18 protein-coding genes are annotated in these 18,721 nt (G+C 62.9%); 3 read left to right on the top strand and 15 right to left on the bottom strand.

Annotation, left to right across the window (positions count from 1 at the left end):
* Positions 1–82: 82 nt before the first annotated feature.
* The 3 genes from NA29_RS02055 to NA29_RS02065 all read right to left on the bottom strand — a co-directional run bounded on the left by NA29_RS02055 (position 83) and on the right by NA29_RS02065 (position 2,548).
* The gene (locus tag NA29_RS02055; RefSeq protein WP_039395188.1) at positions 83–1,264 is read right to left on the bottom strand and encodes an isovaleryl-CoA dehydrogenase; all 1,182 of its coding nucleotides are present in this window, start codon (positions 1,262–1,264) and stop codon (positions 83–85) included.
* 113 nt (positions 1,265–1,377) lie between these two features.
* Positions 1,378–1,851 (bottom strand): PaaI family thioesterase, encoded by a 474-nt coding sequence (locus tag NA29_RS02060; protein ID WP_039395193.1) that lies wholly within the window; start codon positions 1,849–1,851, stop codon positions 1,378–1,380.
* Positions 1,852–2,116: 265 nt separating this feature from the next.
* Positions 2,117–2,548 carry a MerR family transcriptional regulator gene (locus tag NA29_RS02065; protein WP_039395197.1) on the bottom strand — a complete coding sequence of 144 codons (432 nt, stop codon included), beginning with the start codon at positions 2,546–2,548 and terminating at the stop codon, positions 2,117–2,119.
* Between the two features lie 154 nt (positions 2,549–2,702).
* On the opposite strand from NA29_RS02065, the gene NA29_RS02070 reads away from it, so the two are divergent.
* The gene (locus tag NA29_RS02070) at positions 2,703–3,785 is read left to right on the top strand and encodes an MBL fold metallo-hydrolase (RefSeq protein ID WP_039395199.1); all 1,083 of its coding nucleotides are present in this window, start codon (positions 2,703–2,705) and stop codon (positions 3,783–3,785) included.
* 117 nt (positions 3,786–3,902) lie between these two features.
* On the opposite strand, the gene NA29_RS02075 is transcribed toward NA29_RS02070, so the two are convergent.
* The 6 genes from NA29_RS02075 to argS all read right to left on the bottom strand — a co-directional run bounded on the left by NA29_RS02075 (position 3,903) and on the right by argS (position 10,391).
* Positions 3,903–5,222, bottom strand: coding sequence for an MFS transporter (locus NA29_RS02075; RefSeq protein WP_039395202.1), 1,320 nt, complete (start codon positions 5,220–5,222; stop codon positions 3,903–3,905).
* A gap of 256 nt (positions 5,223–5,478) precedes the next feature.
* Positions 5,479–5,958, bottom strand: a complete 480-nt coding sequence (locus NA29_RS02080; protein ID WP_052252445.1) for a hypothetical protein — start codon at positions 5,956–5,958, stop codon at positions 5,479–5,481.
* Positions 5,959–6,048: 90 nt separating this feature from the next.
* Positions 6,049–6,870 (bottom strand): SDR family oxidoreductase, encoded by an 822-nt coding sequence (locus NA29_RS02085; protein ID WP_039395205.1) that lies wholly within the window; start codon positions 6,868–6,870, stop codon positions 6,049–6,051.
* Positions 6,871–6,925: 55 nt separating this feature from the next.
* Complete coding sequence (locus tag NA29_RS02090) at positions 6,926–7,606, bottom strand: thiol:disulfide interchange protein DsbA/DsbL (RefSeq protein WP_039395208.1); 681 nt, start codon at positions 7,604–7,606, stop codon at positions 6,926–6,928.
* A gap of 280 nt (positions 7,607–7,886) precedes the next feature.
* Complete coding sequence (locus NA29_RS02095; RefSeq protein ID WP_039395212.1) at positions 7,887–8,567, bottom strand: SPOR domain-containing protein; 681 nt, start codon at positions 8,565–8,567, stop codon at positions 7,887–7,889.
* Positions 8,568–8,627: 60 nt separating this feature from the next.
* Entirely contained in the window at positions 8,628–10,391 is a 1,764-nt protein-coding gene (gene argS / locus NA29_RS02100; protein ID WP_039395214.1) for an arginine--tRNA ligase, read from the bottom strand.
* Positions 10,392–10,554: 163 nt separating this feature from the next.
* Between argS and NA29_RS02105 the strand changes: the two genes are divergently transcribed.
* Positions 10,555–10,872, top strand: a complete 318-nt coding sequence (locus tag NA29_RS02105; RefSeq protein ID WP_039395216.1) for a DUF1840 domain-containing protein — start codon at positions 10,555–10,557, stop codon at positions 10,870–10,872.
* Positions 10,873–11,118: 246 nt separating this feature from the next.
* On the opposite strand, the gene NA29_RS02110 is transcribed toward NA29_RS02105, so the two are convergent.
* The 4 genes from NA29_RS02110 to NA29_RS02125 form a co-directional block, all read right to left on the bottom strand.
* Positions 11,119–11,445: a hypothetical protein gene (locus tag NA29_RS02110; RefSeq protein WP_039395219.1), complete on the bottom strand. Its 327-nt coding sequence runs from the start codon at positions 11,443–11,445 to the stop codon at positions 11,119–11,121.
* A 198-nt stretch (positions 11,446–11,643) separates the two neighbouring features.
* Positions 11,644–12,354, bottom strand: a complete 711-nt coding sequence (locus NA29_RS02115; protein ID WP_039402073.1) for an MgtC/SapB family protein — start codon at positions 12,352–12,354, stop codon at positions 11,644–11,646.
* 250 nt (positions 12,355–12,604) lie between these two features.
* The gene (metH, locus tag NA29_RS02120) at positions 12,605–15,310 is read right to left on the bottom strand and encodes a methionine synthase (protein WP_095178509.1); all 2,706 of its coding nucleotides are present in this window, start codon (positions 15,308–15,310) and stop codon (positions 12,605–12,607) included.
* A gap of 54 nt (positions 15,311–15,364) precedes the next feature.
* On the bottom strand, positions 15,365–16,465 hold the full coding sequence (locus NA29_RS02125) for a homocysteine S-methyltransferase family protein (RefSeq protein WP_039395226.1): 1,101 nt from the start codon (positions 16,463–16,465) through the stop codon (positions 15,365–15,367).
* Between the two features lie 154 nt (positions 16,466–16,619).
* On the opposite strand from NA29_RS02125, the gene NA29_RS02130 reads away from it, so the two are divergent.
* A complete protein-coding gene (locus NA29_RS02130) occupies positions 16,620–17,012 on the top strand; it encodes a rhodanese-like domain-containing protein (protein WP_039395229.1) in 393 nt (130 codons plus the stop codon).
* 136 nt (positions 17,013–17,148) lie between these two features.
* Here NA29_RS02130 and NA29_RS02135 read toward each other — a convergent pair whose 3' ends face one another.
* Positions 17,149–17,406 carry a BTH_I0359 family protein gene (locus NA29_RS02135; protein ID WP_039395232.1) on the bottom strand — a complete coding sequence of 86 codons (258 nt, stop codon included), beginning with the start codon at positions 17,404–17,406 and terminating at the stop codon, positions 17,149–17,151.
* A 196-nt stretch (positions 17,407–17,602) separates the two neighbouring features.
* Positions 17,603–18,397, bottom strand: coding sequence for a 3-oxoadipate enol-lactonase (pcaD, locus tag NA29_RS02140; RefSeq protein WP_039395237.1), 795 nt, complete (start codon positions 18,395–18,397; stop codon positions 17,603–17,605).
* Positions 18,398–18,721 lie beyond the last annotated feature (324 nt).

Here is an 18,721-nt window from a genome sequence, read left to right on the forward strand (position 1 = left end):
CCGGTCGGGACAGGCGCAGGGCGATGCTTGTGAAGATTGTAGCGCCGCTGCCTGCGCCTGAATGTTCGTCTTTTCCGTGTGGTTACATCGTTTCGGAGAACAGTTCGCGGCCGATCAGCATGCGGCGGATCTCCGACGTGCCTGCGCCGATCTCGTACAGCTTGGCGTCGCGCCACAGACGGCCGACGGGATACTCGTTGATATAGCCATTGCCGCCGAGAATCTGAATCGCTTCACCGGCCATCCACGTTGCCTTTTCGGCCGTGTAAAGAATCACCCCGGCGCAATCCTTGCGCACCTGACGCACGTGATCGCTGCCCAGCGATTCCAACTGACGGCCCACGGCGTACAGATACGCGCGGCTTGCCTGAAGGATCGTGTACATGTCGGCGACCTTGCCCTGAATCAGCTGGAATTCGCCGATGGACTGACCGAACTGCTTGCGGTCGTGGATGTACGGCACGACCACGTCCATGGCGGCCTGCATGATGCCGATGGGCCCGCCTGCGAGCACGGCGCGCTCATAGTCCAGACCGCTCATCAGCACCTTCACGCCGCCGCCGACCTGACCCAGCACGTTTTCTTCCGGCACTTCCACGTTCTCGAACACCAGTTCGCCCGTGTGCGAGCCGCGCATGCCGAGCTTGTCGAGCTTTTGCGCGACCGAGAAGCCCTTCATGCCTTTCTCGACGATGAACGCCGTCATGCCACGTGCACCGGCTTCGATGTCCGTCTTGCCGTAGACCACCAGCGTGTCGCAGTCCGGGCCGTTCGTGATCCACATCTTCGTGCCGTTGAGCACATAGCGGTCGCCGCGCTTCTCGGCGCGCAGCTTCATGCTGACGACGTCCGAGCCCGCGTTCGGCTCGCTCATCGCGAGGGCGCCCACGTGTTCGCCGGACACCAGCTTCGGCAGGTACTTCGCCTTTTGCGCGGCCGTGCCGTTGCGGTGAATCTGGTTCACGCACAGATTCGAGTGTGCGCCGTACGACAGACCGATCGAGGCGGAGGCGCGCGAGATTTCTTCCATCGCGATCATGTGGGCCAGATAGCCCATGTTCGCGCCGCCATACTCTTCGGAGACCGTCATGCCGAGCACGCCGAGGTCGCCCATCTTGCGCCAGAGGTCCATCGGGAACTGGTCTGTGCGATCTACCTCTGCGGCGCGCGGGGCGATTTCCTTCGAGGCGAAATTCGCGACCGATTCGCGCAGCATGTCCAGGTCTTCGCCGAGCATGAAATTGAGGCCGGGCAACGTCGTCATGACACAGTCTCCAGAGGTGGCGCGTGGCGGTTGGCCCGCGCGCATGTTCGATGGTGCTTGAAAGTGCTTGAAGGTGCTTGGTAAGCGGTGGTGAAGCGTTCGTCAGGCGGGCGTCATTGAGACGGACTCGCGGCCAGCACGAAGAGCGTTTGTTGCATGAGGGCGCAGAGCGTCCATTTCCCGTTATCGATGGCGAACAGTTCGGCGGTGGCGACGATGAGTGTGCGTCCGGATTTGACGACCTGACCGCGTCCGACCAGTGTATCGCCCTTGCCGGGCGCGAGAATGTTCAGTTTGTATTCGGCGGTGACCAGTTCCTGATCGGGCGAGATGCGTGTGTAGCCTGCGTAACCGCCTGCCGAATCGGCGATGGCACCGATGACACCGCCGTGGAAATAGCCGAGCTGCTGATTCACTTTGTCCGAGAACGGCAGAGAAATCTCGCAAAAACCGTCGGTGATATGCGTGAGTTGTGCGCCCCAGTGGGTCATGACGCCTTGTTTGTCGAAGCTGGCGCGGATTTTCGCGTCGACGGCGGGGTCGACGGGAGCGGCATGAACAGCATGAGACGAGGGGACGTTGTGCATGATCGGCTGGGCGCAAGTGGCTAAAAAGCCAGATTCGCAGATACTACTTAACGTTTACGTAAACGTAAAGTAAGGACTTTCCTGAATCGGAGAAAAGAACCGGGAGCGCAGCCAAAAGGGGGGTGTGGGGAAATAGATGGGCGGGGATCGGTGCTGCCCTGACGCAGTGACTTTCAGGTGGAACGGAGTCAGGGTAGTGCCGATTCCCGCGGCCCTGGGGTGAGGCAGGGCTGGGGGAGGTTGGAGCGGGCTGTGGTGAAGAAGGTTAGTGAGAAGCCGCCGCCTTAACCCGTCGAGCGGAGGGCGGCGCAGCTTCGCCAGCGGCCTCGAGCAAAGCAAGGCATTGCGCTTCGTGCTGGGAGACTTCGTCGAGCGTGGCGTGGAGGTCTTCGAGTTGCTGCTCCAGCACTTGACGGTGTTGAGAGAGCGTGTCGAGAAACACCTTGAGCTGCGGCACGGTGTCCTTGGGCGATTCGTAGAGATCGAGAATCGTCTTGATTTCGGAGAGTGTGAGGCCGAGGCGTTTGCCGCGCAGCGTGAGCTTCAGGCGCGTGCGGTCCTGTCCGGTGTAGACGCGGTGACGTCCGCCGGGGCCTTCACGGGCGGGCGTGAGCAGACCCTGATCCTCATAAAAGCGGATCGCGCGGGGCGTGATGTCGAACTCGCGGGCGAGGTCGGTGATCGTGTATGTGAGCATCGGATCGGCAGGGGATCGGATTAGCAAGTTTAAGCGGGTGCTTACCATTGCAGATAGAATTGCCGTTTACGTTAGCGTCAACTTGCATCGTATGCAATCGGTGATGGCGTCAACCTGACAACAAGAGAACAAGCCCATCTGGAGCGTGGCCCCCGTGAATGCCCTTGAACAGCAACTGAACTATCCCCTTGGCGATTTCCTGCCCGACGGCGGTACCGTGCACGAAGTCGTGCCGGGCGTCTTCTGGGTGCGCATGCCGCTGCCGTTCGTGCTCGATCACATCAATCTGTGGTTGTTGCGCGATGAAGTCGACGGGGTGAAGGGCTGGACAATCGTCGACTGCGGGATCACGCATCCGCAGATCAAGGCGTACTGGGAACAGGTGTTCGATAGCGCGCTCGGCGGCGAGCCGGTGCTGCGAGTTGTCGTCACGCATTGTCACCCGGACCATCTTGGCCTCGCGCACTGGATCTGCAAGGGCGGCGACAAACAGCGCTGGCAAGCGCGGCTCGCCATGTCGCTCGGCGACTATGCGTGGGGACGTCTCATGTCGGAGGGCGATAACAACAATGCCGCCAACGCGGGCGGTGAGTTCGCCGTCGCGCACTTCATCGCGCATGGTCTCGCCGACGAGGCCATGATCGACCAGATTCGCAATCGCAAGTCGTACTTCAGCGACCTCGTGCCCGAAGTGCCGTCGCGCTACTTCCGTCTCAAGGATGGCGATACGCTGCGCATCGGCGGCAGCGACTGGCGTCTGATTGCGGGCTACGGTCACTCGCCCGAGCATATGGCGCTGTACTCGGAGCAGCACAACGTGCTTATCTCCGGCGACATGGTGCTGCCGCGTATCTCGACCAACGTCAGCGTCTTCGATATCGAGCCGGAAGCCAACTCGCTGCAACTATTCCTCGACTCGCTGGGCGTTTATTTGGATTTGCCTGCGGACTGTCTGGTCCTGCCGTCGCACGGCCGACCGTTTACGGGCTTGCACACGCGCATTCACCAGCTTCGCGACCACCATGCGGCACGCTTGCAGGAAGTGCGTGATGCGTGTGCGAAGTCGCCGCAAAGCGCAGGCGATATCGTGCCCATCATGTTTCACCGCAAGCTCGATGCGCACCAGACGACCTTCGCGATGGGCGAAGCACTGGCGCACTTGCATATGCTTTGGCGTTCGGGCGAACTCAAGCGTGAGCGTGATGCCAAGGGTGTCTGGCGCTTCTCGCCTGTGTAAGGATCGCGTAGTGCGGAGCGGCTGACGTAAGCCGTGTTGCTCAGAAAATAAAAACGCCCCGGAGACGGAAGTCCCCGGGGCGTTTTGCATCGTATGGCCCGCGTGTCGCCCAAGCACTCAGGCGTGCTGCGTCGATGCTTGCATGTTGCGTCCCTCACGACCGAGCAGACCGTACGTCACAAGACTGATCGCGACGGTCATCAGAATGTAGTACGCCGGGGCGAGCGGATTCTGTGTGACCTTGATCAGGTATGTGATCCAGAACGGCGCTAGGCCGCCGAAGAGCATCACCGAAACGTTGTAAAGAATCGAGACGCCCGTCGAGCGCACGCCGACCGGGAACACTTCCGTGACGGCCGTCGGGAACGCACCCCACACGAAGCCCATGCACACCGCCGGCAGAATCTGCGCGAGCAGCAGATTGCCCATCGACGGCGAACCGTGCAGTCGCGTGAACATCCAGAACGACGTCAGTCCGTAGAGCAGTACGAACAACAGAATCAGCGGCTTGCGGCCGACACGGTCCGAAATCCATCCCGTGAGCGGGCAGAGCGCGGCGATCAGCATCGCCGCGGTGAATGTCGACAGACTGGCGGCACCTTGCGTCAGACCGAGTTGCTTGACGGCGTAAATCGGCGTGTAGATCAGCGTGACATAGAACGATGTCGTGGCCGCCACCGTCAGGCCGAAACCGGCGATCAGCGAGCGATAGTGCTTCGAGAAAACGTCGGCGAGCGGCGTACGACGTGTCGGTTCACGCGTCGCGGCGTAGGCCAGAAACTCCGGTGATTCCGTCATGCGGCGTCGAATGTAGAAGCCCACCGGCCCGATCAGAATCCCGAACAGGAACGGCAGACGCCAGCCCCACGATTCGAGCGCTTCTTTCGAAAGTCCCGTCGTGAGTACGTAAGCGCACAACCCGGCGAGCGCTACGGCCAGCGCCTGCGAGCACATCTGAAAACTGCCGTAGAAGCCGCGCAGATTCGGTGGCGAGAATTCGATGAGCATGGCCGTCGAGCCGCCGAATTCACCGCCTGCCGAGAAGCCCTGAATCACGCGGGCCAGCAAGATCAGCAAGGGGGCCGCGAAGCCGATGGTCGCGTAGGTCGGCGCAATGCCGATCAGACCCGTGCCGAGTGCCATGAGCAGCACCATGACCGACAGCGCCGATTTGCGGCCCGCGCGGTCGGCGTACAGACCGAAGGCCAGGCCGCCGATGGGACGGAAGAAGAACGCCACGCCAAGCGACGCCACGCTCGCGAGCAGCGACGTCGTATCGTTATCCGCAGGGAAGAAGAGTTTCGCGATGACCACCGCGAAGAGACCGTAAACCGTGAAGTCGAACCACTCGAACGCGTTGCCCAGGGTAGAACCGATCACCGCTTTGCGTCGCAGCGCCGGATCGATGACCGGCGTGCCGGTGGGGGTTGTCTGCATGTGCCTCTCCTGCTTGGTTGGGAGTGCCGCAGGCGGATCGGTATGGCTCGGCGCATCGCCGTGTGCACACGCGTCCGCTCTATGGCGGCGAATCCGGTTTAACGTCGTGTATACCTCTGTTCAAGTTACACGAGCACTCTAACGCAGGTTTGGAATGCACCACAACGGGTCAAAATTACGACCGAATCTTGCGTGAGACGGCGTGTTTCACGCATGGAATGCGATAAGGGAGCAAGAGCGGAGGTCAGCACGGAGGTCAGCGATTCCCCCGGCTGCCTTTCCATCGATAGTCGCGCTGACCGACCCAGCCCCAGGTGCCGGTGGACGGATCGAATTCGTAGCCTTCCCGATACTCGCTCGTATAGCAGCCACCCTTCTCGAGATAGCAGCGCTCGCGCAGGAAGTGCGCAGCGTCGCGCGACGAACGGGGTTGCGCCGGAACGATGGCCACCGGTGCAGGCTGCACGATGACAGGCGCAGGTTGGACGATGGCGGGTGCCGGGCCGACGATGACAGGCGCAGGTTGGACGATGGCCGGAGCCGGGCTGACGATGACAGGCGCAGGTCGAACGATGGCCGGAGCCGGGTCGACGATGAGGGGCGCAGGCCGGACGTATGAGGATGGCGGTCCGAAGACCTGCCAGTTACCCGGATCCATCGCAGCGCAGCCCGTCAGGATCGCTGCGGCCGTGAGTCCGGCGAGATGCAATGTGACGCGAGAGAGGACGACATTCATTGGGGCACCGCGCGTTGAGAATGCGGGGCACTCTAACGCGCGGGGTCGTTCATTTCCCCGCTTCGTCCTGCATTTTGGGGGATGTCCGAGTCAGCTTTCCCGGTCTTTAGCCGCCTCACGTGCCTGCCGCTGCGCCATCGTCGGCTTGCGTGGGGCGCGGGCGAACAGCATGTCGTACAGCCAGCGCGGCAGGCATCGCATCCCGAAGGCCGCAATGCCCATCTGCCACGGCAGCACAGCGAAGCGCTTGCCGCGTGCAATGGCCGCCGCCGCCTTGCGAGCGAACTTGTCCGAGTCCATCAGGAACGGCATCGGGAACGGATTGCCGTCGGTCATCGGTGTGCGGATGTAGCCCGGCGCAATCGTCACGACAGCCACCTTGTCCGCGCGCAGTTCGACGCGCAGGCTTTCGAGATACGTCATCGCCGCCGCCTTGGAGGCGCTGTACGCGCCGTGCCCCGGTAGACCGCGCACACCTGCCACGCTGCCGATGCCGACGAGTGTGCCGCGCTTGCGCTCACGCATCGGACCCACGAAGGGGCTGAACGTCGAGACCATCGCCATCCAGTTGGTGTCCATGACGGAGGCGAAGTGCGGCAGATCCGCGGGGTCTTCCGTATTCACGCCGTGGCTAATACCTGCGTTGGCGATCACGATGTCCGGCACGCCATGGCGCGCCATGAAGTCGCCCGCCGCAGCGCGCAGTGCGAGGGCGTCGCGCACGTCGAGCGCGTAGCAATGCACGGCATGAGGGTGCGGCAACGTGGCGGCGAGATCGGTGAGCTTGTCGCCACGGCGTCCGACGAGCCCGAGAATCGCGCCCTGCGCCGCGTAATGACGCGCGAGCGCCTGCCCCAGCCCGCTGGACGCGCCGGTGATGAATACCTTCGGTGATGTCGTGTGTGCTGCCATTGTCGCCATAGAACGCAAAAGCCCGGCCGGGGCCGGGCTTCAGGCGCCGCGAAGCTTACATCTTCTTCGCGCGGATCTGATTGATGATCGAGTCGGCCGTCTTGAGCGCCGCATCGAACGTTTGCTGTTCGGTCGTCGCCGGTTTGCCCTGCTTTTGCAGTGCATCGCCAGACGTGGCCGGGGAGACGAGATACTTGCCCTGGATGGCGATCGTCGGCACGCCGTCGATCTTGTAGTCCTGCCAGGTCTTGTTGGCCGTCTTCACACCGTTATCGACGCCGAAGCTCTTGTACGTGTCGAGGTACTTTTGCTTGTCGACGCCCAGCGTAGCCAGGAAGTCGGCTTGCTGGTCGGCCGTCAGCAGGTAGTTGTGCTTGACGTGGATTTCGTTGAAGACCTTCGGCGTGAGCTCTGCATCCTTACCCATGGCCACGAGCGCGAGGTACATGCGCGTATGCGGTTCGAAACGGCTCTGGAAAGCGACCGGCACGCGCTTGAACACGACATCCTTGCCCTGCGCCTTGACCCACTTCTCCAGCGACGGCTCCAGCGCATTGCAATGCGGGCAGCCATACCAGAAGAACTCGGTCACTTCGATCTTGCCCGGACCCGCCGTCAGCGGTTGCTGCGAAATCGTCAGATAGTCGGTCCCCGCGACCGGTGCTTCAGGCGACGCCGAGGCGACACCCGAGAGGAAACCGAAGGAAATCAGAACGGCACCAAGAAGTTTTTTCATGATCTTTGTATAGGAGTGAGACCAACACGCCGGTTTGTCCATCATCGGTGAGCGGCGCGCCAGCAAAACCATATCCCGGATTCAGCCAAATTAGCTAGTGCGTATGACCGGCGATGTCTCGCCGGGTTCAACGTCTCGTCAGCGTGGATGCCGCCGGGCCCTCAATGATGCGGGCTTTTGCGAATCCTTGCCGGGCGGCGTTGAACGAGCGCGCAGGCAGTGTCCATGCGATGCGGCAGAAACAAAAGGCGTTGCCTTTGTGGGGCAACGCCTTTCGCGTTCATTGCTTCGTGAAGCGGATCACTGCCGTGTCGTACCCGCCATCCTGCAGGCGTTGACGCACGTGATTCATTTCGTCGAGCTTGCCGTACGGGCCAAGGCGCACGCGGTAGAGCGTGAGACCGTTGGCGTCGCGCTGCGTGACCTTTGCTTCGAAGCCCGAGAGGGCCAGCTTGGCGCGCAGTTGCTCGGCGTCCGTTTGCGACTTGAACGCGCCGACCTGGAGGTAGTAACCCGTGCTGGCGTTATCCGTGGTGCTCGCGGGCGGCGTGGTCGGCGGGGCGACCGGTACCGTCGACTTGCCGTTGAGAATGTCGGCGGGTGAGGGCTTCGTCGGCGCGGGCGCGGTCGGGGCCGTCGGTGCGGAGGCGGTCGGCGGCGTGACCGGATTGCCCGGCACGAGCGGCGACGTTTCGGCTGCCGAGGGCGCTTCCGGCGCGGTGGAACCCGATGCGGCGCCCGGCAGCGGCGTGCGCGGCTGGAGCGACTTGTTCGGGTCCGGCGCCTGCGCGGCCGGCGAGTTGTCGGCCGGACGCGGCGGCGTCTTCTCGACGAACGGGGTGGGCGTCTTCGTAATGTAGAGCGCGACGACGACGGCAACGGCCAGCCCAACGATCAGGCCGAGCACGATGCCCAGAAAAGTACCGCCCCGCTGGCGGGGTGGTCGACGTGTGTTTGCCATCGAGTCGATTCCGTCCTTACAGAGTTCCGATGCGTTTGCCGTTCGGAGTGGTTGGATAACTTACATCTTGGCCGGGGCCGACACGCCCAGCACGGCAAGCCCGTTGCGCAGCACCTGACGCGTCGCCGCAAGCAGCGCCAGACGCGCATGCTTCACGGTCTCGTCGTCGACCAGCACGCGATCCGAGTTGTAGAAGGAGTGGAACGCGCCAGCCAGATCCCGCAGATAGAAGGCCACGGCGTGCGGCGCAAGTTCCTCGGCGGCACGCGTGAGCATGTCCGGGTACTCGGCGAGCAGTTGCAGCAGCGCGAGCGCGCGTTCGCTGTCGAGCGGCGCGAGATCGGTGTTGGCCAGCGACGTTTCGTCACCTGCCCATTGCGTGAGGATCGAGCAGATGCGCGCGTGGGCGTACTGCACGTAGTACACCGGGTTTTCGTCGTTCTGCTTGAGCGCGAGATCCACGTCGAACACGAATTCCGTGTCCGCTTTACGTGAAATCAGGAAGAATCGTACGGCGTCGCGGCCACGACGCAGGGCGTCTTCACGCGCGGCGGGGTCCGTCACCGGCGTTTCTGCCGTAATGCCGCCCGACCATTCGATCAGATCGCGCACCGTCACGTAGCTGCCAGCGCGCTTGGAGATCTTCACCTCTTCGCCATTGCGCATGACGGTGACCATCTTGTGCAGCACGTAGTCGGGGTAGCCCTTCGGAATGCCGATGCCCAGTGCTTGCAGACCGGCGCGCACACGCGCGATGGTGCCGTGGTGGTCCGAGCCCTGCACGTTGATGACCTGATGGAAGCCACGGTCCCACTTGCGGGTGTGATAGGCGACGTCCGGCACGAAGTACGTGTAGGTGCCATCGGACTTGCGCATCACGCGGTCCTTGTCGTCGCCGTAGTCGGTGGTGCGCAGCCACAGCGCGCCCTCCTGTTCGTACGTCACACCTGCATCGATGAGCGCCTGCACCGTGCGCTCGACGCTGCCGTCGGCGTACAGAGACGATTCGAGGTAGTACTGATCGAAGATGACGCCGAACGTTTGCAGATCGATGTCCTGCTCGCGACGCAGGTAGGCCACGGCGAAGGCGCGGATCGAGTCGATGTCGTCGACGCTGCCGCTGCCGGTGACGGGCGCACCGTCGGAGGCCTGCACCGTCTTGCCCGCGAGAAAGTCCTGCGCGATGTCGCCGATGTAGTCGCCGTTATAGGCCGATTCCGGCCATTCGGCGTCGCCCGGCTTGAAGCCGCGCGCGCGGGCTTGCACGGAGGTGGCGAGCGTCTGAATCTGCACCCCGGCGTCGTTGTAGTAGAACTCGCGATGCACCGGGCGGCCTTGCGTGCCGAGCAGCGCCGAGATCGTGTCGCCGAGCGCGGCCTGACGGCCGTGACCTACGTGCAGCGGGCCGGTCGGGTTGGCCGAGACGAACTCGACGAGCACCGGGGCGGCTTCGTTGCTGGCGGCGCGACGGCCGAAGGCAGCGCCTTCGGTCAGGATCGCGCGGGCGACCGATTGCTTTGCGGCATTGGCCAGACGCAGGTTGATGAAGCCGGGACCGGCGATTTCGACGGCGTCGACGAGGCCCTTGGCGCGGGCGTCGGCGAGGATCGCGTCGGCGATCTTCTGAGCCAGTTCGCGCGGATTGGCGCGCAACGGTTTGGCGAGCTGCATGGCCACGTTACAGGCCAGATCGCCGTGGGCGGCCACTTTGGGGCGTTCGAGCAGGATGACGGGCGCGGCAGGCGCGGTGCCGTCTGCAGGCATCAAACCGGCGACGACATCGCCGATCAGCGCGACGAGAGCATTCTTTTGTGCGGGTAGCATTGGCGGGTGTTTCGGGTGCGTCCGGACGCGTCCGGACAGGCAATTGAATCGTCAGCAACGGATTTTAACAGGTGTATGATGAAGTCACGGTGGCCGCCCATGCCGCTCGTTGCGTAACTAGCCGGGACGTGAGGGCGCAAACAAGTCAAATAGGGAGATAACCATGATGATCAAATTCTCGTCGCACGCCTCACCGGACATCATCATGCTGGAAAGTCTGGCGGAATTCTTGCTCGGCATTGTGGGCAAAAGGCTTGGCGAGCGTGGGGCAATCGGGTCGGATGAGACGGGTGCGGCCATTGCAAAGCTCGAAGCAGCGATTGCAGAGGACAAGGCGGCTGGCGCGAAGGAAAACGAGGGAAAAAGTTCCGACGAGCGCTACGAAAATGACAGTCTGCGTCTGTCGGTTCGGGCGTATCCGCTGTTGAACATGCTCCGTGAGGCGAATGCCGAGGGTAGCCCCGTGATGTGGGAGGCCTAATCTCGGGGGCGTGTCGGCCCCCGACAGATACCTCATCTGATCCCAGCCGAAAGAAAAAAGCAGGCCGCGAATCGCGGGCCTGCTTTTTTTTGTGTGCTGCGGGAAACGATCGGACCGGGCCGCCCCCGGGCGAGGGGTTTGAATCAGACCGCGAGGGCCTGAGCAGTGGCGGCGCGGGTGCCGGTCCGGGTGATGCGACGCCTGAACTACGACGTCAGCGCTCGACGTTCGCCCGCGACTTCCTGCTTACTGGGCCTTGCCCGGTGCGTTATCCGGCGCGTTGGTCGCACCGTTGCCGGTGTTGCCGTTGTTCGGCGTCTTCTTGGTGCTGTGACGCGGCTTTTGGGCCTTCGAATTCGGGTGCGGATCCGACGGCGTCATCGTTTGAGCGCCCGGCGTCGGGGCTGCCTGACGCGCATTCGGGTTCGCCTGGCTAGGCATCGGGGCCGACGGATCCGTCGTCGTGCCGCCGCCAGGGCCGGCAGCACCACCGCCCGCAGAGCCTTGAGCGAAACTCAGTGCCGAAGCACCGGCGAGGGTCAGGGCAGCAACCGAAATAATCAGCTTCTTCATCAGATGGACTCCTTTGCTTTGCGTTGCACTGGGTAGGAACGTCTTTCGTGCAGGCATCACTTGCGTTAGTGAGATTCCAGTCTAAGAAGCTGCGACGCGCGGTGCTGTAAGGGTTTGTAATTGAATGTAATTCGGCTTTTTCCTAGGTCATTTCCCACGCACGAGCGTAGGAGACGTCCTATTGCATTCGTTTATTAGTTAGTCATCCGAACGGCTTGACCAGAACACCTGATTCACACCGGGCAGCGTTTCGAGATGATCCGTGAGGGCGTCGAGTTCGCCCGCCTTGACGGCGGTTGGCAACAGCAGTGCTTCGATTTCGACTTCCGCTTCGCCGAACGGATGGATGTCGAGCGCGCGCACCGGATAGTTCGACGCTTCGAGCCACGCTTCCACCTTGTCGAGCACCTCGCGCTGCGTCGTGCGGGCGCAGATGACGGACAACGCATAGGTGGCTTCCGATGTCGCCTCGTTAATCGGCGCGCGGTTGATGCGGTTCACGACCGGGCGCAGCAGCGTGTTGGCCGCCAGTACGAAGAACGCCACGACGACCGCTTCGACGATCAGACTCGCCCCGGCAGCGGCCCCCACGGCGGCCGAGCCCCACAGCGTGGCAGCGGTGTTCAGGCCGCGCACTGACGCGCCGTCTTTCATGATCGCGCCCGCGCCGAGGAAGCCCACGCCCGAGACGACATACGCAATCACGCGCGTGTCTCCCGGCATGAGCCGCATCGACAGATCGACGAAGGCCGCTGCACCGACGGCCACAAGCACGTTGGTGCGCAAACCTGCCGTGCGCTGACGCACTTGCCGTTCAACGCCGATGATCGTGCCAAGCACGAACGCGACGGCGAGCGAGATGAGCGTGTTGAGCAGCGGGAGGAGATGGAAATTCTGGATGCTGTGCAGTGCTTGCATGGAACGTCTCGACTTGAGGCGGCTGACATGGGCGGGTGCAACGGGCCAGACGGGCATGTTGCGCCGCCGCATTATGGCATTGGGTTCTGACGGACGGAAGTCACCCCACCGGAATGGCGCTCAGGTATCGCATGGCGAAACATGGGCCGGGCCGGGGCGGTGAGGCAGGCGGGGCGACGGTGCGCGGGACCGGCCATCGGACGTCACGTTCGACGATGGCCGGTCTTGATGACAGCGTTGGTTACGACAGTTGCGGTGCCAGCAGACGCCGTGCCGTCGCTTCGTCCACGCCGGTCCGTTCCATGAAGTCCTCGACCTGATCGGGGCTGATCTTGCCGACGCTGAAGTACGTGCTGTCCGGATGCGACAGGTAGAAGCCCGATACGCTCGCCGCAGGCAGCATGGCAAGCGATTCCGTCACGCTCATGCCGATTTCATGCGCTTGCAGATAGTGGAACATCGGCCCCTTGACCGAGTGCTCGGGGCAGGCCGGGTAGCCCGGTGCGGGGCGGATGCCGACGTACTGTTCCTTGATGAGCGCATCGTTGTCGAGCTGTTCGTCGCTCACGTAGCCCCAGAAGTCGCGGCGCACGCGCGCGTGCATGCATTCGGCGAACGCTTCGGCCAGCCGGTCGGCCAGCGCCTTGAGCATGATCGCGCTGTAGTCGTCGTGCGTGGCAAGAAAGCCCGCTTCCTTGGCGTCGACACCCAGCCCTGCCGTCACGGCAAACATGCCGATGTAGTCGGGCACACCGCTGTCCTTGGGGGCGATAAAGTCCGCCAGCGAGCGGTTCGGGCGACGCACGCCGTCCACCACCGGGCGCTCGGTCTGCTGACGCAGGTTATGCCACGTGAACGCCACTTCCGAGCGCGACTCGTCCGTGTAGATCTCGATGTCGTCGTCGTTCACGACGTTCGCGGGCAGCATCGCGATCACACCGTTGGCGGTCAGCCAGCGGCCCTTGATCAGGCGATCGAGCATCTCGCGGCCGTCGGCGAACACGCGTGTTGCCGACTCGCCCACGATCTCGTCCTTGAGAATTGCCGGGTACGGACCGGCGAGATCCCACGTCTGGAAGAACGGACCCCAGTCGATGAATTCGGCCAGCTCGGCCAGATCGTAATTCTTGAACACGCGCCGACCGATGAACTTCGGCTTAGGCGGCACGTAGCTCGACCAGTCGATCTTGTACTTGTTCTCGCGCGCAGTCGCGAGCGAGACCATCGGCGTGGCCTTGCGGTTCGCGTGCTGCTGACGCACGCGTTCGTAATCCGTCTTCACTTCTGCAAGATAACGCTCGGCGGCTTCGTCGGAGAGCAGGTTCGACGCCACGGACACGGAGCGCGACGCGTCCGGCACGTAGATCACCGGACCTTCGTAGTTCGGTGCGATCTTCACGGCCGTATGCACGCGCGAGGTCGTGGCGCCGCCGATGAGCAGCGGAATGTTGCGCAAACGGAAGTAATCGTCGCGCTGCATTTCTGCGGCGACGTAAGCCATCTCTTCGAGACTCGGCGTGATCAGACCCGACAGACCGATGATGTCTGCGCCTTCTTCCTTCGCCTTGGCGAGGATTTCGGCGCACGGCACCATCACGCCCATGTTGACGACTTCGAAGTTATTGCACTGAAGCACCACGGTGACGATGTTCTTGCCGATATCGTGCACGTCGCCCTTGACCGTGGCGATCACGATCTTGCCCTTGGAGCGGACATCTTCGCCCGCAGCGGCCATGCGCGCCTTTTCTTCTTCGATGAACGGCACCAGATGCGCCACGGCCTGCTTCATCACGCGGGCGCTCTTCACCACCTGCGGCAGGAACATCTTGCCCGCGCCGAACAGATCGCCCACGACGTTCATGCCGTCCATGAGCGGGCCCTCGATCACCTGAATCGGACGGCCGCCCGCGTCGGCGATCTTCTGACGCACTTCCTCGGTGTCTTCGACGATGAAGGTGGTAATGCCGTGCACCAGCGCGTGGGCGAGGCGTGCCTCGACCGGCTGATTGCGCCACTCCAGATTCTCTTCGCGCTTGGCCGCGCCGCCCTTGAAGCGGTCGGCGATTTCCAGCAGACGCTCGGTGCTGTCGTCGCGACGGTTGAGCACCACGTCTTCCACGCGCTCGCGCAGTTCGGGATCGAGGTTCTCGTACACGCCGAGTTGACCGGCGTTGACGATGCCCATGTCCATACCCGCCTGAATCGCGTGGTACAGGAACACGGTGTGAATCGCTTCGCGCACGAGGTCGTTGCCGCGGAACGAGAACGAGACGTTAGACACGCCGCCGCTGATCTTCGCGCCGGGCAGGTGCTCCTTGATCCAGCGCGTGGCGTTGATGAAGTCGACCGCGTAGTTGTTGTGTTCCTCGATGCCCGTGGCCACCGCGAAGATGTTCGGGTCGAAGATGATGTCTTCGGGCGGGAAGCCCACTTCGTCGACCAGTACGCGGTAGCTGCGCTGGCAGATTTCCGTCTTGCGGGCGTAAGTGTCGGCCTGACCCTGCTCGTCGAACGCCATCACGACGGCGGCTGCACCATAGCGGCGGATGCGCTTCGCGTGGTGCACGAACGCTTCGTGGCCTTCCTTGAGCGAGATCGAGTTGACGATGGCCTTGCCCTGCACGCACTTCAGACCCGCTTCGATCACTTCCCACTTCGACGAGTCGATCATGATCGGCACGCGCGCGATATCCGGCTCGGACGCGATGAGGTTCATGAAGCGAACCATCGCGGCCTTGGAGTCGAGCATGGCCTCGTCCATGTTGATGTCGATGACCTGCGCGCCGTTCTCGACCTGCTGACGGGCGACCGCGAGCGCTTCGTCGAACTGGCCGTTCAGGATCATGCGCGCGAACGCTTTCGAACCGGTGACGTTGGTCCGCTCGCCGACGTTCACGAAAAGCGTGCCCTCGCCGATGTTGAAAGGCTCAAGGCCGGACAGGCGCATCGGCGGGACCGGTGCGGCGAATGACGTTTGGCTCATAGGGCAATCCGTTCTGTATTAGATGTTCGCGTCGGCGTCAGTGACGTCAGCGACGTCATTGCGGTACTGCGAGGGCCAGCGGCGCGGCTTGACGTCCGACAAAGCCTTGGCGATCTCGGCGATGTGCTCCGGCGTCGTGCCGCAGCAGCCGCCCGCCAGATTCACCAGACCCGCTTGCGCGAACTCACGCAGCAGACCGGAAGTGACGTCGGGCGTCTCGTCGAAGCCTGTGTCGCTCATCGGGTTGGGCAGACCGGCGTTCGGGTAGACCGACACGTACGTGTTGCACAGCTTGGCCAGTTCGGCGATGTACGGACGCATGAGCGTCGCGCCGAGCGCGCAGTTCAGGCCGAACGTGAGCGGGCGGGCGTGACGCAGCGAATTCCAGAACGCCTCGACCGTCTGGCCGGACAGAATGCGCCCGGAGGCGTCCGTCACGGTGCCGGAGATCATGATCGGCAGAATCTCGCCGGTGTCCTCGAACAGTTCGTCGATGGCGAAGAGCGCGGCCTTGGCATTGAGCGTGTCAAAGATGGTTTCGACGAGGAACAGATCCACGCCGCCTTCCATCAGCGACTTCGCCTGTGCGTAGTACGCGTCGCGCAATTGGTCGAAGTCGACGTTGCGCGCGCCGGGGTCGTTCACATCCGGGCTGATGCTCGCGGTCTTGGGCGTCGGGCCGATGGCGCCGGCCGCGAAGCGCGGCTTGTCTGGGGTGCTGTAGGCCGCGCAGGCCTCGCGCGCGAGACGCGCCGACTCGCGGTTCATCTCGTCGGCCAGGTCTTCCATGTGGTAGTCGCCTTGCGCGATCGTCGTCGCCCCGAAGGTGTTCGTCTCGATGATGTCGGCACCGGCGGCGAGATACTTGCCGTGGATTTCGCTGATGATGTCCGGGCGCGTGAGCGAGAGCAACTCGTTGTTGCCCTTCACGTCATGCGCGAAGTCGGCAAAACGCTCGCCACGGTACTGCGCTTCGTTCAGCTTGTATTGCTGAATCATCGTCCCCATCGCGCCGTCCAGAATCAGAATGCGCTTCTCGAGCAGTGCGGGCAGCGCCTGGGCGCGCGTGTATTGCAGTGCCGATCGTGCGATCGAGGCGGGTGGGGTTGCGGTGGTCATGACGGACGTCGCCCTGGAGTGGCCGGAAAACCTATAATTGTAATGGTTTTCGTGCATATCGCTGTGTATCGCCGCGCGCCGCCGCCGGATGGGCGGGGCTGTGTGACGATGCGCCAATTTTTCGTCAACTTCTCGCCAGTGTTTGCCCAACGACATGGAATTCCTGCTCCCGAGCGCCGCTCACAAGTTCCTGCAAGCCAACGCCAATGCGCTGTTCGTGGATTGCCGCAGCGAAATCGAGCATCTGTTCGTGGGGCACCCGGTGGGGGCGATCCACGTGGCCTGGAACGACGGCCCTGACTGGGAAGTCAACCCGCACTTCGTGCAGAGCGTGCGCAAGCTGGCGGGGGCGGGCGGTGAGCGCCCCGTGATGTTGATCTGCCGCAGCGGCAACCGCAGCACGGCGGCCGGTGAGGCGCTGGAGGCGGCCGGTTTTCTGAACGTCTACGGGGTGTTGCACGGCTTCGAGGGCGATCTGGACGCCTCGCATCACCGAAACGCCGTGAACGGCTGGCGGTTCGACGGTCTGCCGTGGCAGCAGTGCTGAGCGGGACGTGGCGATGAGGCCCTGGTCGTCTACCCGCCTCACCGCCGAACCCTGACATCGCGTCAGAGTCTGGCACCATGAAAAAACCCTCGCCTTGGCGAGGGTTTTTCGTGGGTACTACCGAATGGAGTCGGTATCAGTGGAGCACAACCGGGTTCGTCATGAAGGTGTCGAACTGCCCGAGGAATTCGTCGACTTCGTCTTCGGAGGGTTCGCTGGCGATCAATTTCTGCACTTCTTCACGGAATTGCCGGGCAAGCGAGCCGTCGAGGAAAATCTCGCGGCCGGCGGATTTGTCCACGATTTCATAGCCGCCGGCGGACAGCGAGTGATTGCCGTTATCCGCGGCAAACTCAACGACACAGTAGTTCGGGCTGTTGTAAATCATGAGCATGGCAACTCTCCTGGTGTTCCTGCATGGTCCTGAGTAACCCACATAGGGGCGACGCGGCGCGATTTCAAGAGGCAACGCCCCATGATTCGCTTATCGGCACACCGGCTGACGAATTCAATGGTTTTGGCCCTCCTTTTGTAAAGGTCACGCTACAAGTCCTGCAAACACCCCCTGCCAGTCGATCTTTTTGCAGGGTTCAGACGTTAGATGCGGCACCGAGCAAAAACGTTGCAAGGGCATTCGTTACGAACTGTTTCTGCTCGACGATCGACAGATGGGCCGCGTCGGGCACGATCTCCAACTGTGCGCCCGCAATACCGTTGGCGATCCGGCGCGCCACGGCGGGCGGCGTCGACGGGTCGTTTTCCCCGACCAGCACCAGCGTCGGCACGTCGATCTCGGACAGGCGAGCGCGTACGTCGAACGCCGCGAGCGCCTCACAGGAGGCCGCGAAGCCTTCCGGGGCGGCATGCGCGACGAGAGCACGAATGCGCTCGGCTTGCGCGGGGTGATGCTTGCGAAAGTGCGCGCCCAACCAGCGTTCCAGCGTACCCGCTGCAAGATCCTTCATGCCGTGCGCGCGAGCCGCCGCTGCGCGCTCCAGAAATACCTTGGCATCGGCGTCGTCGTAACCGGCCGTGGTATCGATCAGCGTCAGGCTGGCGATGCGCTCGGGGGCGTCCAGCGCCACTTGCTGCGCCACTGCGCCCCCCATCGAGATGCCGACGAAATGTGTCGAGGGGATCTCCAGGGAACTGAGCAGGGCGGTCGCATCGGCGGCCAATTGTTCAATGGAGTAAGGGCCGTGCGTGATATCGCTGCGGCCGTGGCCACGGCTGTCGTATCGGAGTACCCGGAAGTGGGCCGTCAGTTCCGGGACGAGGTCGTCCCAGACGGTGAGATCTGCACCTAAAGGGTGCGCCAGTGTGAGCCACGGACCGTGGCCGTCCACCGCGTAATGAATCGATGCTCCGTTGGCACTGACTTTCATGGGCGGTCCCCTGGATTAGTCGATGCGTTGCGAGGTGATGTCGATGGGCGTCGATTCACTGGGATGATTCTGATTATGTCAGGAACATCGGGATTCTGCAGACCGTTTCGTCGTAGTTGGGCAACACTTCGCGGCTCACCCGCATGCAGCCTGCATCACTCGAAATTCTAAGGAATTTTGCGTCGTTTTTCGAGACGGAAAACCCTGTGTTAGCAGGGGTTTAGTACGCCGGAATTTAGCGGGTCGATCGCGTTTGCGGTCTGCCGTCGGTTTCGTCTCTGCGCTGCTTGTGAAGTCTACCTCTCAGGTCTGCCTCTCGGGCTT

The sequence above is a fragment of the Pandoraea sputorum genome (assembly GCF_000814845.2).
GTDB lineage: Bacteria > Pseudomonadota > Gammaproteobacteria > Burkholderiales > Burkholderiaceae > Pandoraea > Pandoraea sputorum.

What these genes read in the sequence shown, in the direction of transcription:
- NA29_RS02055 (WP_039395188.1), bottom strand. Translation starts at nt 1,264, where the DNA reads ATGACGACGTTGCCCGGCCTCAATTTCATGCTCGGCGAAGACCTGGAC.
- NA29_RS02060 (WP_039395193.1), bottom strand. Translation starts at nt 1,851, where the DNA reads ATGCACAACGTCCCCTCGTCTCATGCTGTTCATGCCGCTCCCGTCGAC.
- NA29_RS02065 (WP_039395197.1), bottom strand. Translation starts at nt 2,548, where the DNA reads ATGCTCACATACACGATCACCGACCTCGCCCGCGAGTTCGACATCACG.
- NA29_RS02075 (WP_039395202.1), bottom strand. Translation starts at nt 5,222, where the DNA reads ATGCAGACAACCCCCACCGGCACGCCGGTCATCGATCCGGCGCTGCGA.
- NA29_RS02080 (WP_052252445.1), bottom strand. Translation starts at nt 5,958, where the DNA reads ATGAATGTCGTCCTCTCTCGCGTCACATTGCATCTCGCCGGACTCACG.
- NA29_RS02085 (WP_039395205.1), bottom strand. Translation starts at nt 6,870, where the DNA reads ATGGCAGCACACACGACATCACCGAAGGTATTCATCACCGGCGCGTCC.
- NA29_RS02090 (WP_039395208.1), bottom strand. Translation starts at nt 7,606, where the DNA reads ATGAAAAAACTTCTTGGTGCCGTTCTGATTTCCTTCGGTTTCCTCTCG.
- NA29_RS02095 (WP_039395212.1), bottom strand. Translation starts at nt 8,567, where the DNA reads ATGGCAAACACACGTCGACCACCCCGCCAGCGGGGCGGTACTTTTCTG.
- argS (WP_039395214.1), bottom strand. Translation starts at nt 10,391, where the DNA reads ATGCTACCCGCACAAAAGAATGCTCTCGTCGCGCTGATCGGCGATGTC.
- NA29_RS02105 (WP_039395216.1), top strand. Translation starts at nt 10,555, where the DNA reads ATGATGATCAAATTCTCGTCGCACGCCTCACCGGACATCATCATGCTG.
- NA29_RS02110 (WP_039395219.1), bottom strand. Translation starts at nt 11,445, where the DNA reads ATGAAGAAGCTGATTATTTCGGTTGCTGCCCTGACCCTCGCCGGTGCT.
- metH (WP_095178509.1), bottom strand. Translation starts at nt 15,310, where the DNA reads ATGCGCCTGTCCGGCCTTGAGCCTTTCAACATCGGCGAGGGCACGCTT.
- NA29_RS02125 (WP_039395226.1), bottom strand. Translation starts at nt 16,465, where the DNA reads ATGACCACCGCAACCCCACCCGCCTCGATCGCACGATCGGCACTGCAA.
- NA29_RS02130 (WP_039395229.1), top strand. Translation starts at nt 16,620, where the DNA reads ATGGAATTCCTGCTCCCGAGCGCCGCTCACAAGTTCCTGCAAGCCAAC.
- NA29_RS02135 (WP_039395232.1), bottom strand. Translation starts at nt 17,406, where the DNA reads ATGCTCATGATTTACAACAGCCCGAACTACTGTGTCGTTGAGTTTGCC.
- pcaD (WP_039395237.1), bottom strand. Translation starts at nt 18,397, where the DNA reads ATGAAAGTCAGTGCCAACGGAGCATCGATTCATTACGCGGTGGACGGC.